General features: G+C 63.6%; 12 protein-coding genes and 2 pseudogenes. 10 read left to right on the top strand and 4 right to left on the bottom strand.

The genetic code is table 11. The features are described 5' to 3' along the window. Positions 1-230 precede the first annotated feature (230 nt). From BN3796_RS11730 to crtB, 6 genes and pseudogenes are all read left to right on the top strand, one after another. A complete protein-coding gene (locus tag BN3796_RS11730; RefSeq protein ID WP_061708503.1) occupies positions 231-1,148 on the top strand; it encodes a polyprenyl synthetase family protein in 918 nt (305 codons plus the stop codon). Next, positions 1,139-2,419, top strand: a complete 1,281-nt coding sequence (locus BN3796_RS20580) for an alpha-hydroxy-acid oxidizing protein (protein WP_407681203.1) — start codon at positions 1,139-1,141, stop codon at positions 2,417-2,419. Before BN3796_RS11730 ends, BN3796_RS20580 begins: the two co-directional genes overlap by 10 nt. Continuing rightward, a complete protein-coding gene (locus BN3796_RS11720; protein ID WP_061708501.1) occupies positions 2,416-3,669 on the top strand; it encodes a glycosyltransferase in 1,254 nt (417 codons plus the stop codon). Before BN3796_RS20580 ends, BN3796_RS11720 begins: the two co-directional genes overlap by 4 nt. Before the next feature lie 59 nt (positions 3,670-3,728). Continuing rightward, complete coding sequence (crtY, locus tag BN3796_RS11715) at positions 3,729-4,907, top strand: lycopene beta-cyclase CrtY (protein ID WP_061708852.1); 1,179 nt, start codon at positions 3,729-3,731, stop codon at positions 4,905-4,907. Beyond that, a complete protein-coding gene (locus BN3796_RS11710) occupies positions 4,900-6,378 on the top strand; it encodes a phytoene desaturase (RefSeq protein ID WP_061708500.1) in 1,479 nt (492 codons plus the stop codon). The genes crtY and BN3796_RS11710 overlap by 8 nt, the downstream gene beginning before the upstream one ends. Continuing rightward, positions 6,372-7,220: pseudogene (gene crtB / locus BN3796_RS11705) on the top strand (15-cis-phytoene synthase CrtB); the annotation flags it as partial. The gene BN3796_RS11710 and the pseudogene crtB, both read left to right, overlap by 7 nt. Here the strand turns inward: crtB and BN3796_RS20165 are convergent. Both BN3796_RS20165 and BN3796_RS11700 read right to left on the bottom strand, forming a co-directional pair. After that, the gene (locus tag BN3796_RS20165) at positions 7,184-7,786 is read right to left on the bottom strand and encodes a sterol desaturase family protein (RefSeq protein ID WP_148381786.1); all 603 of its coding nucleotides are present in this window, start codon (positions 7,784-7,786) and stop codon (positions 7,184-7,186) included. The pseudogene crtB and the gene BN3796_RS20165 sit on opposite strands and share 37 nt — an antisense overlap. Before the next feature lie 90 nt (positions 7,787-7,876). Further along, positions 7,877-8,761 carry a LysR substrate-binding domain-containing protein gene (locus BN3796_RS11700; RefSeq protein WP_061708499.1) on the bottom strand — a complete coding sequence of 295 codons (885 nt, stop codon included), beginning with the start codon at positions 8,759-8,761 and terminating at the stop codon, positions 7,877-7,879. A 115-nt stretch (positions 8,762-8,876) separates the two neighbouring features. Between BN3796_RS11700 and BN3796_RS11695 the strand changes: the two genes are divergently transcribed. Then, positions 8,877-10,391, top strand: a complete 1,515-nt coding sequence (locus BN3796_RS11695; protein ID WP_061708498.1) for a UbiD family decarboxylase — start codon at positions 8,877-8,879, stop codon at positions 10,389-10,391. Here BN3796_RS11695 and BN3796_RS11690 read toward each other — a convergent pair. Beyond that, entirely contained in the window at positions 10,381-11,292 is a 912-nt protein-coding gene (locus BN3796_RS11690) for a LysR family transcriptional regulator (RefSeq protein WP_061708497.1), read from the bottom strand. The genes BN3796_RS11695 and BN3796_RS11690 overlap by 11 nt on opposite strands. A gap of 124 nt (positions 11,293-11,416) precedes the next feature. Between BN3796_RS11690 and BN3796_RS11685 the strand changes: the two are divergent. Then, a pseudogene (locus BN3796_RS11685) lies at positions 11,417-12,799 on the top strand (MFS transporter); the annotation flags it as partial. A gap of 6 nt (positions 12,800-12,805) precedes the next feature. Here the strand turns inward: BN3796_RS11685 and BN3796_RS20980 are convergent. After that, complete coding sequence (locus BN3796_RS20980; RefSeq protein ID WP_061708496.1) at positions 12,806-13,357, bottom strand: TetR/AcrR family transcriptional regulator; 552 nt, start codon at positions 13,355-13,357, stop codon at positions 12,806-12,808. Positions 13,358-13,438: 81 nt separating this feature from the next. Between BN3796_RS20980 and BN3796_RS11675 the strand changes: the two genes are divergently transcribed. Beyond that, complete coding sequence (locus BN3796_RS11675) at positions 13,439-14,656, top strand: MFS transporter (protein ID WP_061708495.1); 1,218 nt, start codon at positions 13,439-13,441, stop codon at positions 14,654-14,656. Next, on the top strand, positions 14,646-15,458 hold the full coding sequence (locus tag BN3796_RS11670) for a Cof-type HAD-IIB family hydrolase (RefSeq protein WP_061708494.1): 813 nt from the start codon (positions 14,646-14,648) through the stop codon (positions 15,456-15,458). Before BN3796_RS11675 ends, BN3796_RS11670 begins: the two co-directional genes overlap by 11 nt. The last annotated feature ends 4 nt before the right edge of the window (positions 15,459-15,462 follow it).

Here is a 15,462-nt window from a genome sequence, read left to right as displayed (position 1 = left end):
CGTATATTTCTTCTTTTTCCCCATCCTCCTCTTTATATAAATGCTGACAATTAGGCCCTCAAATATGAGGGTCTATCTATCACCCCCCTCAATTTTTGTAAATTTCTTCCTCCCCCCGCCCCCTTTCCAAAAATCTCCAAATCTTACGCTACGCTTTTAAAACATCTTCCACTGGCGCGCGTTTTTGCCTCCTTTGCGGATGTAGCCACTACAGATACCGGGATAGCACGATGGTCAGCCATGAAGATGATGTAAAGCGAGCACAAGAGGCGCTGGAGCGGCGTCTGGAGGAGCTGTTGCCTGCCGGTGAACAGATGGGGCAGGTCTATGCGGCGATGCGCGACGGCACGCTGGGGACGGGCAAACGCATGCGCCCCCTGCTGCTGGTGCTGACCGCCCGGGATATGGGCTGCGCGCTGGAGCAGCCGGGACTACTGGATATGGCCTGCGCCGTTGAGATGGTGCACGCCGCCTCCCTGATGCTGGACGATATGCCCTGCATGGATAACGCCCTGCTGCGCCGCGGGCGGCCGACCATTCACTGCCAGTATGGGGAAAACGTGGCGATCCTCGCCGCCGTCTCGCTGTTAAGCCACGCCTTTGGCGTTATCTCCCGCACGCCTGCCCTGCCGGGCGAGGCGAAATCTCGTGCTATCGCGGAGCTGGCCACCGCTATCGGCCATCTCGGGCTGGCGCAGGGGCAGTTTCTCGACCTCAGCGAAGGGGATCGGGCGCGGGATGCGGAGGCGATTATCCTCACCAATACCCTTAAAACCAGCAGTCTCTTTGACGCCACGCTGCAGATGGCGGCTATTGCCGCCAGCGCCTCCCCCGGCGTGCAGGAGCGGCTGCGCTGTTTTGCCCGCGATATGGGCCAGGCCTTTCAGCTTATGGACGATCTGGCGGACGGGCTGAACAGCACCGGGAAAGATCCCCATAAAGATCGCGGCAAATCGACGCTGGTGGCGATGCTGGGCGCCGATGCGGTCTGGCAGAAGCTGCACAACCATATGCACAGCGCCGACGAACATATCGCGCACGCCTGCCACACCGGCAGCGTGACCCGCCGTTTTTTACACGCCTGGTTTGATAACCAGATGTCGCTTATCCGCCAGAACGGGCCGCTTTCCACCACGGGGTGCCCATGAGCAGGATTACCCGGCGTAAAAACGATCATCTGGATATCGTGCTAAACCCCCCGTCCGACCAAAAAATTATCGCCAGCGGCTTTGAGCGCTGGCGTTTCGAACACTGCGCCCTGCCGGAGCTGGATCTCGACGCCATCGATCTGCGCCTCTCCCTCTTTGGCCGAAGGCTCAACGCGCCGCTGCTGATAAGCTCCATGACCGGGGGTGCCAGCCGCGCCGATGCGATTAACCGACATCTGGCCCAGGCGGCGCAGGCGCTCGGGCTGGCGATGGGCGTGGGTTCGCAGCGCGTGGCGCTGGAAGGGAACGACAGCCGGGGGCTGACCAAAGCGCTCAGAGAGGTGGCGCCCGATATCGTGCTGATGGCTAATCTTGGCGCCGCGCAGATCGCAGGCGCAAACGGCCTCGACTACGCCCGCCGGGCGGTGGAGACGCTGGAGGCGGATGCACTGATTATCCACCTCAACCCGTTGCAGGAGGCGCTGCAACACGAAGGGGATCGTGACTGGCGAGGGGTGCTGCAGGCGATCGGCAAAACGGTGCAGGCCCTGCCGGTGCCGGTGGTAGTGAAAGAGGTGGGCGGCGGGCTGTCGGTGCCGGTGGCGCGCCGTCTTGTCGATGTCGGCGTTGCCATGCTCGACGTGGCAGGTGCGGGCGGCACCAGCTGGGCGGCCATCGAGGCGGCACGCGCACCTGAGCCGCAGGCCCGNAACCCGTTGCAGGAGGCGCTGCAACACGAAGGGGATCGTGACTGGCGAGGGGTGCTGCAGGCGATCGGCAAAACGGTGCAGGCCCTGCCGGTGCCGGTGGTAGTGAAAGAGGTGGGCGGCGGGCTGTCGGTGCCGGTGGCGCGCCGTCTTGTCGATGTCGGCGTTGCCATGCTCGACGTGGCAGGTGCGGGCGGCACCAGCTGGGCGGCCATCGAGGCGGCACGCGCACCTGAGCCGCAGGCCCGCGCGGTGGCGATGGCCTTCTCCGGCTGGGGTATCCCCACCGCCAGGGCGCTGGCGGATCTGCACCAGGCGCTGCCGCAGCTGCCGCTTATCGCGTCGGGCGGTATCGCCGACGGTATCGACGTGGCCAAGGCGCTGCGTCTGGGGGCCACGCTCGTTGGCCAGGCGGCGGGCGTACTGCAGAGTGCCCTGCACTCCAGCGAGGCGGTGATTACCCATTTCGAAACGCTGATCGCGCAGCTGCGCGTGGCCTGTTTTTGTACCGGCAGCACAGATCTGCGCGCGCTGCGTCAGGCGAGGCTGGAACGGGTCGAATGAGTCATTATGCGATTATTGCGCCCCCCTTATACAGCCACGTACGGGCGTTAGAGGCGCTGGCTCAGCCGCTGCTGGCGCGCGGGCATCGTATTACCTTTTTCCAGCAGGCGCAGGCGCGAACGCTGCTTCGCGATCCCCGCTCGGGGTTTATCGCCGTGGGTGACGAGGAGCGCTCGCCGCCGCTGGCGCACACCCTTCGCCTGATGGCGCACCCCGCAGGCACCGGGATGTTCCGGCTGATTGACCATCTGGCGCAGACTACCGATACGCTCTGTCGCGAACTGCCCGCGGCGTTTGCCCGGGCGGGCATTGATGGCGTGATTGCCGATCAGATGGAGGCGGCGGGCGGGCTGGTGGCCGAGGCGATGGGGCTGCCCTTTGTCTCGGTGGCCTGCGCGCTGCCGGTTAACCGTGACGAGACGCTGCCGCTGGCGGTAATGCCCTTCAGCTATGGTACGGATGTGCGCAGCCGCAAACGGTACCAGACCAGCACCAGAATTTACGACTGGCTGATGCGCAGCCACGGTGCGGTTATCGCCCGCCACGCCCGCGCCTTCGGTCTGGGGGAGCGCCGGGGCCTGCAGGATTGCCTCTCTCCCCTGGCACAGGTGGCCCAGACGCTGCCGGGCTTTGATTTTCCCCGCCGCCTTCCCGACTGCTTTCACGCCGTGGGCCCGCTGCGCGCCGCGGTGCTACCGCCTCTGGGCGAAAAGCAGCCGCTGGCGTTCGCCTCCCTGGGCACGCTGCAGGGGCATCGCTTTCGCCTGTTTCGCACTATCGCCCGCGCCTGCCAGCAAACCGGCATCCGCCTGCTGATTGCACACTGCGGAGGGCTTAACGTGCATCAGACTGCCCGTCTGCGGGACGACGGTGCCCGTACGGTGGACTTTGCCGATCAGCCCGCCGTGCTGCGGCGCGCCAGCGTGGTGATTACCCACGCGGGGCTGAACACGGTGATGGATGCTATCGCTACCGCCACGCCGGTGCTTGCCGTCCCGCTCGCCTTTGACCAGCCCGGCGTCGCCGCGCGGGTGGAATATTGCGGCATCGGGCGGCGTCTGTCGCGTTTTGCCGGTCACGATGCGTTTGCCGAAAGCCTGTACGATCTGCTTTCCGATGAGGAGTATCGTCACCGCCTGCTGCCGCTGCGGGCGGAGCTGGAGCGTGCCGGTGGCGCGGCGCGGGGAGCGGTTATCGTGGAGCAGGCGCTGGAGACGCGCCAGCCGGTCGTCAGGGGTTCAATATGCTAAACAACAGGCCAACAGGGATGTTTAGTGAACTGAACAGCCCGGCCAGCGGGGAGTTTACGATGGTAAACAGAGAGTGGGATCTGATTCTGGTGGGCGGCGGGCTGGCGAACGGCCTGATCGCCTGGCATCTCCGCCAGCGTCGCCCCGACCTGCGGGTGCTGCTGCTGGAGGCGGGAGAAAAAGCGGGGGGAAACCATACCTGGTCCTTCCACCAGGCCGATCTGACACCCGAACAACACGCCTGGATTGCGCCGCTGGTCTCTTACCGCTGGCCCGGCTACGAGGTGCGTTTCCCCGCCTTTACCCGCACGCTCAGCGGCGGCTATCTCAGTATAATTTCAGAACATTTTGCCGACGCGCTTGCGAACATGCTGGGAGGGAGTCTACTGACTTCTGCTGAGGTGGCAACGCTTTCTCCGCAAACTGTGACGCTCGTCAATGGCCAGATCCTGACCGCAGGCGCGGTGATTGACGGGCGGGGCTACCGTCCCGATGTCCGCCTCACCACCGGGGCGCAGGCGTTTCTGGGCCAGCTCTGGCGGCTGCGGCAGCCGCACGGCCTGGCACAGCCGATCCTGATGGATGCGACGGTTGACCAGCAGCAGGGCTATCGCTTCGTCTATACCCTCCCCTTCTCCCCCACCGAGCTGCTGATAGAAGATACCAGCTATGTGGACCGCGCCACCTTTGACAACGATCGGGCGCGACGGCAGATCCAGGCGTATGCCGGTGAGCAGGGGTGGCAGCTGGAGACTTTACTGCGGGAGGAGGAGGGGATCCTGCCGATTATGCTGGCGGGCGAGCATCGCGCCTTCTGGGCGGCACAGCGCCGCCAGCCGTGCAGCGGCCTGCGCGCCGGGCTTTTTCACGCCACCACCGGTTACTCCCTGCCGCTGGCCGTCAGGCTGGCGGAGGCCATCGCCGGGCAGCCCGATCTGCGCGCCGCCGCCCTCTTTCCGCTGATTCACGGCTTCGCCCGGCAGCAGTGGCGGGAGCAGCGCTTTTTCCGGCTGCTCAACCGCATGCTCTTTCTCGCCGGGCAGCCGGAAAACCGCTGGCGGGTAATGCAACGCTTTTACGCCCTCAACGACGGGCTGATAGCCCGCTTTTACGCCGGTCAGCCTACGCTTGCCGACAGGGTGAGGATCCTCGCGGGCAAGCCACCGGTGCCGCCCGGCGAAGCGATCCTCGCCGCACTGAAACAGACTTCCCGGTTGCGAGCATTTAAACATGGATAAAACGGTTGTAATTGGCGCCGGTTTCGGCGGCCTGGCCTTAGCCATCCGGCTACAGGCCAACGGTATTCCCACCCTGCTGCTGGAGCAGCGCGACAAGCCGGGCGGACGCGCCTACGTCTATCAGGACCAGGGCTTTACCTTTGACGCGGGTCCCACGGTGATCACCGATCCCACCGCCATCGAGGAGCTGTTTACCCTGGCGGGCAAAAGGATGGCGGATTACGTGGATCTGCTGCCGGTCACCCCCTTCTATCGCCTCTGCTGGGAAGATGGCCAGGTCTTTGACTACGACAATGTTCAGGCGCGGCTGGAGGCGCAGATCGCGCGCTTTAACCCGCGCGACGTGGAGGGCTACCGCCGCTTTTACGCCTATTCCCGGGCGGTATTTAAAGAGGGCTACCTGAAGCTCGGTACGGTGCCTTTTTTATCGTTTCGCGATATGGTTCGCGCCGGGCCGCAGCTGGCGCGACTACAGGCGTGGCGCAGCGTCTACAGCATGGTGTCGCAATTTATTGAGAACGAACAGCTGCGCCAGGCGTTCTCTTTCCATTCGCTGCTGGTGGGTGGCAACCCGTTCGCCACCTCCTCCATCTATACGCTGATCCACGCCCTGGAGCGCGAATGGGGGGTCTGGTTTGCCCGCGGCGGCACCGGAGCGCTGGTAGCGGGGATGGTTAAGCTCTTTGAGGATCTCGGCGGCGAGCTGGCGCTGAACGCGGAGGTCACCCGGCTGGAGACCACCGGCTCACAGATTGACGCCGTACAGCTTAAGGATGGACGACGCATTCCCTGTCGGGCGGTTGCCTCTAATGCCGACGTGGTTCACACCTACGAGCGGCTGCTGGGCCATCACCCGACGGGCGTTGCCCGCGCCGCCTCGCTTAAGCGCAAGCGGATGAGTAACTCCCTGTTTGTGCTCTACTTCGGCCTGAACCACCCCCACCCGCAGCTGGCACACCATACCGTCTGCTTCGGACCGCGCTATCAGGAACTGATCGAGGAGATTTTTCACGGCAACCGGCTGGCAGATGACTTTTCGCTCTATCTGCACGCCCCCTGCGTTACCGATCCCTCCCTCGCCCCGCCGGGGTGCGGCAGCTTTTACGTGCTGGCCCCGGTCCCTCATCTGGGGACCGCCGATCTCGACTGGACGGTCGAAGGGCCGCGTCTGCGGGATCGCATTTTCGACTACCTGGAGGCGCGCTATATGCCGGGCCTGCGCAGCCAGCTGGTGACGCACCGTCTCTTTACCCCGTTCGATTTTCGCGACCAGCTCGGCGCGCACCTGGGATCGGCCTTTTCCATCGAGCCCATCCTGCGCCAGAGCGCCTGGTTCCGGCCGCATAACCGCGACAGCCAAATCAGTAATCTCTACCTCGTGGGGGCGGGAACCCATCCGGGGGCGGGTATTCCCGGCGTCATTGGCTCCGCCAGAGCCACCGCCGGACTGATGCTGGAGGCGCTATGCTGAAAAAAGAGGCGCTGATGAACCACGCGCGGGAGAGCATCACCGTCGGCTCAAAAAGCTTTGCCGCCGCCGCCTCTCTCTTCGATCCCGCCACCCGGCGCAGCGTGCTGATGCTTTACGCCTGGTGCCGGCACTGCGACGACGTGATCGACGGGCAGGAGATGGGGTTTACCTCCCGGGACACCCCGCGCGGCAGCCCGCAGCAGCGCCTAGCGCAGCTGGAAGAGAAGACGCGGCTCGCCTGTTCGGGCGCGCCGATGCACGAACCCGCCTTTGCCGCCTTTCAGGAGGTCGCCACCCGCCACGCCATCTCTCCCCGGCTGGCTTTCGACCATCTGGAAGGGTTCGCCATGGACGTGCGCGACACCCGCTACGAGACCTTCGCCGACACGCTGCGCTACTGCTATCACGTGGCGGGCGTGGTGGGGCTGATGATGGCGCGGGTGATGGGAGTACGCGATGAGGCGGTGCTGGATCGCGCCTGCGACTTAGGGCTGGCGTTTCAGCTGACCAATATCGCCCGGGATCTGGTGGACGACGCCCGCGCCGGACGCTGCTATCTGCCCGCCAGCTGGCTGGCGGAAGAGCAGATGAGCGCCGCTGAGATTGCCGATCCCGCGAAGCGGGAAAACCTCGCCCGGCTGGCGCAACGACTGGTGGCCGAGGCGGAGCCCTATTACGCCTCCGCCCGCGCCGGGCTGAACGGCCTGCCGCTGCGTTCCGCCTGGGCAATCGCCTCCGCCCATGGCGTCTATCGCGAAATCGGCATCAAGGTGAGCGCCGCAGGGGCCGCCGCCTGGGAGAGGCGTCAGGGCACTCGCCGTCTGGAAAAGCTGGGGCTGCTGGTCAAAGGCGCGGGCGTGGCGGTCAGCTCTCGCGTCGGGACGCCTGCGCCGCGTCCGCCGCCCGCCGCATCTCTGGCAGCGCCCTTCCCGCGCGCGTTAAGCGCCTTACGCGCCCGCAGCGTCGCCTGGAGCGCCGCCACCGGCGGCGTATAGAGAAAACCGAAGGAGACGCATCCCTCCTTGCCGCGCACTGCGTGATGCAGACGGTGAGCAAGATAGAGGCGCTTAAAATAGCCCCGGCGCGGCACGTAGCGAAACGGCCAGCGCTGGTGCACCAGCCCATCATGCACCATAAAGTAGAGCGCCCCGTAAAGGGTCATCCCCGCGCCGATCCACTGCAGTGGCCAGTAGCCCGCGGTACCGAACGCTATCAGGGCGATCGCCAGCGCCGCAAAGACCACTGCATAGAGATCGTTAAGCTCAAACCAGCCGGTGCGCGGCGTGTGGTGCGAATGGTGCCATCCCCACCCCCAGCCGTGCATGATGTACTTGTGGGCGAGCGTCGCGACGATTTCCATCATGACCACGGTAAACAGAACAATCAGCGTATTGTACAGCGCCAGCATCGGGACTCCTTACGGTCGGTCATCGTTATGCTTTCCGCCGGGCTGGCGTTACTCACATCCGTCTAAGCATAGAAGCTAACCGGCGCAGGGTTAAGCCGGATGGAGCATCGCCAGAAACTTTTTCAGCACCTCCGAGCGGATCGCCCGGTGATAAACCAGCGCCAGTTCGCTCTCGGCCAGCCGGTCAAGGATATCAACGTAGACCACGTTACCAGGGCGTATCGCCCGCGCGGAGGCGGGAAGCAGCGCCACGCCAAAGCCTGCCGACACCAGGCTGATAAGCGTCGGCACATCGCTCACCTTCTGCACCACCTGCGGCTTAAACCCGGCAGTGCGACAGGCGTCGATAAAATATTGCTCCAGCCCCACGCCGTCCGGATCGGTTAATGAGATCCAGGATTCGTTTTTCAACGACGCCAGCGTCAGCGCCGCCGAACCGGCCAGCGGATGTTGCGCGTAAAGCGCGAGGATTGTTTTTTCCTGCACGAGGGTCTGCATCCGCAGCTCCTCCGGCAGGGTCGCGAGCGGGGCGCGGATCGCCGCGATATCCAGATGATAGTGGCGGACTGCCTCACAGAGCGTCTGCACGTCGCCCGTCACCAGCGACACGTTGATCGCCGGCCAGCGGGTGTGAAGCTGGCGCAGCATGGCGGGCAGCGTCTCGTTAAACATGGCGCTGGAGACATAGCCGAGATTGAGCATTCCCTGCTCTCCCCGGGCGGTGCGCCGGGCCTCCAGCACCGCCCGATCCGCCATCTCCAGCGCCATCTGCGCCTTTTGCAGAAAAGCTTCCCCGGCGGGCGTCAGCGTCAGACGGCGGTGCGCCCGGGAGAAGAGTGCTACGCCCAGCTGCGCCTCCAGATTTTTAATCTGCTGGCTAAGTGCAGGTTGTGCCATGCCGAGCCGCTCCGCCGCCCGGTGCATATGAAGCTCCTGCGCCACCACGATAAAATTGCGCATCAGCCGAAACTGCATGCCCCGCTCCTTTCACGCATTGATAAGAAAAACGTTATCAATATCGCATAAATGATGCAATTGATCCCCTGACTGTTTGGCAACAGACTGGAGGAACAGAATTAAAGGAGGGCATATGACGAATCAGGTTCTGGATCTACGCAGCGCCATTGCGCTGCTGCAGCAGCATGACGGGCAGTTTATTGAGACAAACCACCCGGTGGACCCCAACGCCGAGCTGGCGGGAGTTTATCGCCACATCGGCGCGGGCGGCACGGTAAAACGCCCTACCCGCACCGGCCCGGCGATGATGTTTAATAACGTGAAGGGCTACCCCGGTTCCCGTATCCTGGTGGGGATGCACGCCAGCCGCGAGCGCGCGGCGCTGCTGCTGGGCTGCGAACCCTCCCGGCTGGCGCTGCACGTGGGCGAAGCGGTGAAACGCCCGGTGGCCCCGGTGGTGGTGCCCGCATCAGAAGCGCCGTGCCAGGAGCAGGTCTTTTATGCCGACGATCCCGACTTCGACCTGCGCAAGCTCCTGCCTGCGCCGACCAATACCCCCATTGATGCCGGTCCTTTTTTCTGCCTCGGTCTGGTGCTGGCGAGCGACCCGGAGGATGCCTCCCTCACTGACGTTACCATTCACCGCCTCTGCGTGCAGGAGCGCGATGAACTCTCCATGTTCCTGGCCGCCGGCCGTCATATCGAGGTCTTTCGCCAGAAGGCGGAGGCGGCGGGAAAACCGCTGCCGGTGACCATTAACATGGGGCTGGATCCCGCTATCTATATCGGCGCCTGCTTTGAAGCCCCCACCACGCCGTTTGGCTATAACGAGCTGGGCGTCGCGGGCGCGTTGCGCCAGACGCCGGTTGAACTGGTGCAGGGGGTGGCGGTCGCGGAAAAAGCGATTGCCCGCGCGGAGATCATCATCGAAGGGGAGCTGCTGCCGGGGGTGCGCGTCCGGGAGGATCAGCATACCAACAGCGGCCACGCGATGCCGGAGTTTCCGGGCTATTGCGGAGAAGCCAACCCGTCGCTGCCGGTGATCAAGGTGAAAGCGGTCACCATGCGTCATCAGGCGATCCTTCAGACGCTGGTCGGCCCGGGGGAAGAGCACACCACCCTTGCCGGCCTGCCCACCGAAGCGAGCCTCTGGAACGCCATCGACGCGGCAATCCCGGGCTTTTTGCAGAATGTCTATGCCCACACGGCGGGCGGCGGCAAGTTTCTTGGCATTTTGCAGGTGAAAAAACGTCAGCCGTCGGATGAAGGCCGTCAGGGGCAGGCGGCGCTGATTGCGCTGGCCACCTACTCCGAGCTGAAAAATATTATTCTGGTGGATGAGGATGTCGATATTTTCGACAGCGACGACATCCTCTGGGCGATGACCACCCGTATGCAGGGAGATGTGAGTATCACCAACCTGCCCGGCGTGCGCGGCCACCAGCTCGATCCCTCCCAGATGCCCGACTACAGCCCGTCGATTCGCGGGCAGGGGATCACCTGCAAGACCATCTTCGACTGTACGGTACCGTGGGCGCTGAAGTCACGCTTTGAGCGCGCGCCGTTTATGGAGGTCGATCCCCGCCCGTGGGCGCCGGACTATTTCACTCAGCTTGAGGGAAAAACCGATCCTGAGATTAAGGCATAAGCCGACGGCAGACCTGAAGCACGACACCCCGCAGCCAGCGGTGTGCGGGGTCCACCTCCAGTCGGGGATGCCAGAGCTGCGAGATAGTGATGGTCCGCGTTTTGACCGGTAGCTCAAAGTGCACCATCCCTTCGCGGGCGGAGGGGCTTAACAGGATCGACGCCGGGACCAGCGCCACCAGATCGGTGGCGCGAGCCACCGCCAGGGCGACAGGAAACCCCGGCACCACCGTGGCAATCTTTCGGCTGACGCCCGCCTGTGCCAGCCCCTCGTCCACCGGACCATGCATCAGGCCGCGCCGCGACGCCACCACGTGCCCCCATGCGATATACTCCTCAAGCGTCACTCTCTTCGCGCCAGCCAGAGGATGCCCTTCTCTCACCACGCCGACGAAGCGATCGCGAAACAGCCCCTGCAGACGAATTTCCGGCCCCATACTCTTCCCGGCTACGCCAATCTCCAGATCCACCCGTCCTTCACGCAACGGCAGGTCGCTTTTCTCCGGTTTGGGGGTAAAGCGCAGCAGTACGCCGGGCGCCTGGGTTGCCACCTCGGCAATCAGCGCCGGGCCAAAGGCTTCGATGAAGCCGTCGCTGACGCGCAGCGTAAAGGTCTCCGTCAGCGACGCAATATTCAGTTCCGTCTGTGCCGGACGCAGCAACGTTCGTGCCTCATTCGCCGCATAGCGGGCGCGCTCGCGGATCGCCCCGGCGCGGGGCGTCAGCACCATCAGCCGTCCGGCCCTTACCAGCAGGGGGTCGCCGGTGGCCTCACGCAGGCGGCCCAGCGTGCGGCTCATGGCGGAGGTACTCAGGCCGAGCCGTCGGGCGGCCCCCGCCACGCTGCGTTCAGTGATCAGGGCATCCAGGGCAATCAGAAGATTGAGATCGGGCTCATTCATGCTTTTGCGTCCTCGTAAAGTGAGAGAAGGCGTTTGCTGCAACTTATCAGTGCAGGTGCTGCGTCTTCCGCACTATACCACCCTCTCTTATGCTTTACGCCAGTACACCCATTCGGAGAGAAGTATGGAACTGTTCACTGATAAACCCGGCGATGAGGGGCTGCCTGGACGCGAGCGTCGTATGGCGCTGGCGGCGCTGATGACCAGCACCACAATGGCCGTTTTTGACGGCTCGATGGTCAATATTGCCCTGCCGCAGATGGCGCAGAGGCTGAATGTCGCTCCTGCCGACGCCGTCTGGATCGCCAACGCCTATCTGCTTTCTACCGCCATGACGCTGGCGATCTTCGCTGCGCTGGCGACCCGGCTCGGCTATCGGCTACTGTTTTGTATCGGGCTGAGTGTGTTTACCCTCGCCTCGCTGGGCTGCGCGTGCTCCCCGTCGCTGGAGATGCTGATCGCCATGCGCGTACTCCAGGGCATCGGAGGAGCGGCAACGCTGAGTATCGCCCCGGCGATCTTGCGCACTATCTTCCCCAACCGGCTGCTCGGAAGGGTTCTCGGCCTTAATGCGCTGCTGATTGCGGGTTGTACCGCTATCGCGCCGACCGTCAGTGGCATTCTGCTCACTCACGCAGGCTGGGAATGGCTTTTTGCGGTGAACCTGCCGCTGGGGACGATCGCGCTTGCCTTCTCCCTGCGGGTTCTGCCGGGCCGAAGCGGTCCACGCGGCGGCGCGTTTGATGTGCAGGGCGGGTTCTTCTCGGCGCTGATGCTGGGCTGCGCGGTGCTCGCCTCCACCGCCTTCTCCCGGCCAGGCGGATGGCCCACGGCGCTGGCGTTTGGGGTGGTGGCGATCGTTTCCGCGCTGGCTTTTATTCGCCGTCAGCGGCGGGCGCCGCATCCGCTGTTGCCGCTTCAGCTTTTTGCCGCGCCGCGCTTTTCGCTGGCGGCGCTGACCTCGCTCTCTTCGTTCGTGGCCCAGGGGATAAGCTTCGTGGCGTTGCCTTTCCTTTTCCAGCAGATCTACGGCTACTCTACCCTCACCGCGGCGCTGCTCTTTACCGCCTGGCCGGTGGGGATAGTGCTGGTGGCGCCGCATGCCGGCAGGCTTGCCGATCGCTACGCGCCCGCCAGGATCGCTACCGTCGGATTAATGCTCTTCGCTCTCGGTCTGGCGCTGCTGGCGCTACTGCCCGAAAAAGCGGCGATGTGGGATATCGCCCTGCGCAGCCTTATTTGCGGGATGGGTTTTGGCTGCTTTCAGAGTCCGAATAATAAAGAGATGCTGGCGGGGGCCGCGCGGGAGTTCAGCAGCTACGCGGGCGGCGTCCTGGCGATTGTTCGCACCTTCGGGCAGTGCGTAGGGGCGGCGCTGGTGGGGATTCTCCTCTCGCTTTGGGCACCGCACGGCGCGCTGCGCGCGGAGACGTTCGCGATGCACCTTGGACTGTGGCTGGCGGCAGGAGCCACCCTGCTCTCCGTTGCCTTCAGCATCAGCCGCCTGCGTTTCTCAGTCCGCCGCGAGCCCAGCCATACGCCTTACCATGGCCCGCAGATCGTCACGGGAGAGCGGCTGGCGGTCGGTGACGAAATGGAGCGTCATCCCCTCGATGAAGGCGTCCAGCGCGCGGGCGGTAGCCGGGTCAAACCATTGATTAAGCGTTGACTGGCTGGTCTGCATCCAGTCCTGCATCACCGTTTTGAGCGCTTCGCTGCGGTGCATAAAGGCGTAGAGCTGGTACATCAGCGCCATGCTGCGCGGCGTGGTTACCTCAGAGCTGAGGATCAGCGTGACGATGGCGTCGCAGGCGGCCTCCTGGCTGGTCACGCCGGAGAAAAAGTCGCGGTACTGGCGGGACATCTCGTGGGTGAAGCGGGTAAAGGCCTCCTCCAGCAGCGGCTCCATACCGGTAAAATAGTAGGTCATGGAGCCCAGCGGCACCCCCGCGCAACTGGCGATTTTACGGTGCGTGACGGCATGGACGCCGTGCGTGGCGATGGTCTCCAGCGTGGCCTGAAGTATCTTCTCCCGACGGTCCGGGTCGTTAGGTCGTCTGCTCATTAATTCCCCCGCTCATTTGTGTACAAATGTACACAAACTTGCTAGTGTTGTCGCTATTCTCATACTGCTGGTGTGATACCCATGACACAAGCCTCTCCCCGTAAAGCGCTGCGTCTTCGCCTGTTCGCGCTGTTTATGTTCTTCTTTATTCCCGGCCTGCTGATGGCCTCCTGGGCAACCCGTACCCCCGCCATTCGCGATGTGCTGTCGGTTTCGACGGCGGAGATGGGCATCGTACTCTTTGGGCTGTCGATTGGCTCCATGAGCGGCATTCTTTGCTCCGCCTGGCTGGTAAAACGTTTTGGAACCCGTCAGGTGATCCGCACCACCATGTGCTGCGCGGTGCTGGGGATGATTGTCCTGAGCGTGGCGCTGTGGATGGCCTCCGCGCTTCTCTTCGCGCTGGGGCTGATGGTCTTTGGCGCCAGCTTTGGCTCAGCGGAGGTCGCCATTAACGTGGAGGGAGCCTCAGTTGAGCGGGAGATGAATAAAACCGTACTGCCGATGATGCACGGCTTCTACAGCCTTGGCACGCTGACGGGCGCCGGGGTGGGAATGGTGCTGACCGCGCTGGGCGTGGCGGCGAATCTGCATATTCTGCTGGCGGCGCTGGTCTGCATCATTCCGATTTTAACCGGCATCGCCGCCATTCCCGACGGCAACGGTAAAAACGATCGCGAAGAGGCGCACACTACGCCGAAAGGGGTGCCGTTTTACCGCGATCTACAGCTGATGCTCATCGGCGTGATTGTGCTGGCAATGGCCTTCGCCGAAGGCTCCGCCAATGACTGGCTGCCGCTGCTGATGGTGGACGGTCACGGCTTTAGCCCCACCTCCGGCTCCCTGATCTATGCGGGCTTTACCCTCGGGATGACGGTCGGGCGCTTTACCGGCGGCTGGTTTATCGACCGCTACAGCCGCGTGGCGGTGGTGCGCGCCAGCGCCCTGCTGGGCGGGCTGGGCATGGCGATGATTATCTTCGTGGACGTGGACTGGATCGCCGGCGTTTCGGTGATCCTCTGGGGGCTTGGCGCCTCTCTCGGCTTCCCCCTGACCATCTCCGCGGCCAGCGATACCGGCCCGGACGCCCCCACCCGCGTTAGCGTGGTCGCCACTACCGGCTATCTGGCGTTTCTGGTCGGCCCGCCGCTGCTCGGCTTCCTCGGCGAGCACTACGGCTTGCGCAGCGCCATGCTGGTGGTGTTAGGATTAGTGATTATTGCCGCCCTGGTCGCCCGCGCGGTGGCCAAACCGGTGGCCCAGGATGAGTCTGTTATGGAGAAGGGATATGAGCGTTAAACTGATTGCAGTGGACATGGATGGCAGTTTCCTGAGCGATGCAAAAACCTATAACCGCGCGCGCTTTCTCGCCCAGTACGCGCAGATGAAGCAGCGCGGGATCCGCTTTGTGGTCGCCAGCGGAAACCAGTATTACCAGCTGATCTCCTTCTTTCCGGAAATCAAAGATGAAATCGCCTTTGTGGCCGAAAACGGCGGCTGGGTGGTGGATGCGGGCGAAGATGTCTTTAACGGCGAGCTTACTCAGGCCCATTTCGCCGCCGTCTGCAAGCTGCTTCACGACGTACCGGGCATCGAGATTATCGCCTGCGGTAAATCCAGCGCCTACACGCTCAAAACCTATGACGACGCCTTTAAAGCGATGGCGGCGAAGTACTATCACCGTCTGGAGATGGTGGATAATTTCGACCATCTCAACGATATCTTCTTTAAGTTTGGGCTGAACGTCTGCGACAGCGAGATCCCGCGCATGCAGGCTTACCTGCACGAGCGGCTGAACGACATCATGGTGCCGGTCACCACCGGTCACGGCAGCATCGATCTGATTATTCCCGGCGTGCACAAGGCGAACGGCCTGCGCATTCTGCAACAGCGCTGGGGCATTGACGACAGCGAAGTGGTGGCGTTTGGCGACAGCGGCAACGACGTGGAGATGCTGCGCCAGGCGGGCTTTGGCTTTGCCATGGCAAACGCCAGACCGCATATCAAGGCGGTGGCCCGCTTTGAGGCGCCGGACAACAATCAGGAAGGGGTACTGACGGTCATCGATCGGGTATTAAACGGCGAAGCGCCTTTTAACTGACCGC

Source organism: Pseudenterobacter timonensis, assembly GCF_900021175.1.
Classification (GTDB): Bacteria; Pseudomonadota; Gammaproteobacteria; order Enterobacterales; family Enterobacteriaceae; genus Enterobacter; species Enterobacter timonensis.
Note: the sequence above shows the minus strand (reverse complement) of the source record. Positions and strands in the feature narration are given on the sequence as shown.

Excerpts from the sequence above, each read along its gene's own strand:
- BN3796_RS11730 (WP_061708503.1), top strand. The coding sequence starts at position 231 with ATGGTCAGCCATGAAGATGATGTAAAGCGAGCACAAGAGGCGCTGGAG.
- BN3796_RS11720 (WP_061708501.1), top strand. The coding sequence starts at position 2,416 with ATGAGTCATTATGCGATTATTGCGCCCCCCTTATACAGCCACGTACGG.
- crtY (WP_061708852.1), top strand. The coding sequence starts at position 3,729 with ATGGTAAACAGAGAGTGGGATCTGATTCTGGTGGGCGGCGGGCTGGCG.
- BN3796_RS11710 (WP_061708500.1), top strand. The coding sequence starts at position 4,900 with ATGGATAAAACGGTTGTAATTGGCGCCGGTTTCGGCGGCCTGGCCTTA.
- BN3796_RS20165 (WP_148381786.1), bottom strand. The coding sequence starts at position 7,786 with ATGCTGGCGCTGTACAATACGCTGATTGTTCTGTTTACCGTGGTCATG.
- BN3796_RS11700 (WP_061708499.1), bottom strand. The coding sequence starts at position 8,761 with ATGCAGTTTCGGCTGATGCGCAATTTTATCGTGGTGGCGCAGGAGCTT.
- BN3796_RS11695 (WP_061708498.1), top strand. The coding sequence starts at position 8,877 with ATGACGAATCAGGTTCTGGATCTACGCAGCGCCATTGCGCTGCTGCAG.
- BN3796_RS11690 (WP_061708497.1), bottom strand. The coding sequence starts at position 11,292 with ATGAATGAGCCCGATCTCAATCTTCTGATTGCCCTGGATGCCCTGATC.
- BN3796_RS20980 (WP_061708496.1), bottom strand. The coding sequence starts at position 13,357 with ATGAGCAGACGACCTAACGACCCGGACCGTCGGGAGAAGATACTTCAG.
- BN3796_RS11675 (WP_061708495.1), top strand. The coding sequence starts at position 13,439 with ATGACACAAGCCTCTCCCCGTAAAGCGCTGCGTCTTCGCCTGTTCGCG.
- BN3796_RS11670 (WP_061708494.1), top strand. The coding sequence starts at position 14,646 with ATGAGCGTTAAACTGATTGCAGTGGACATGGATGGCAGTTTCCTGAGC.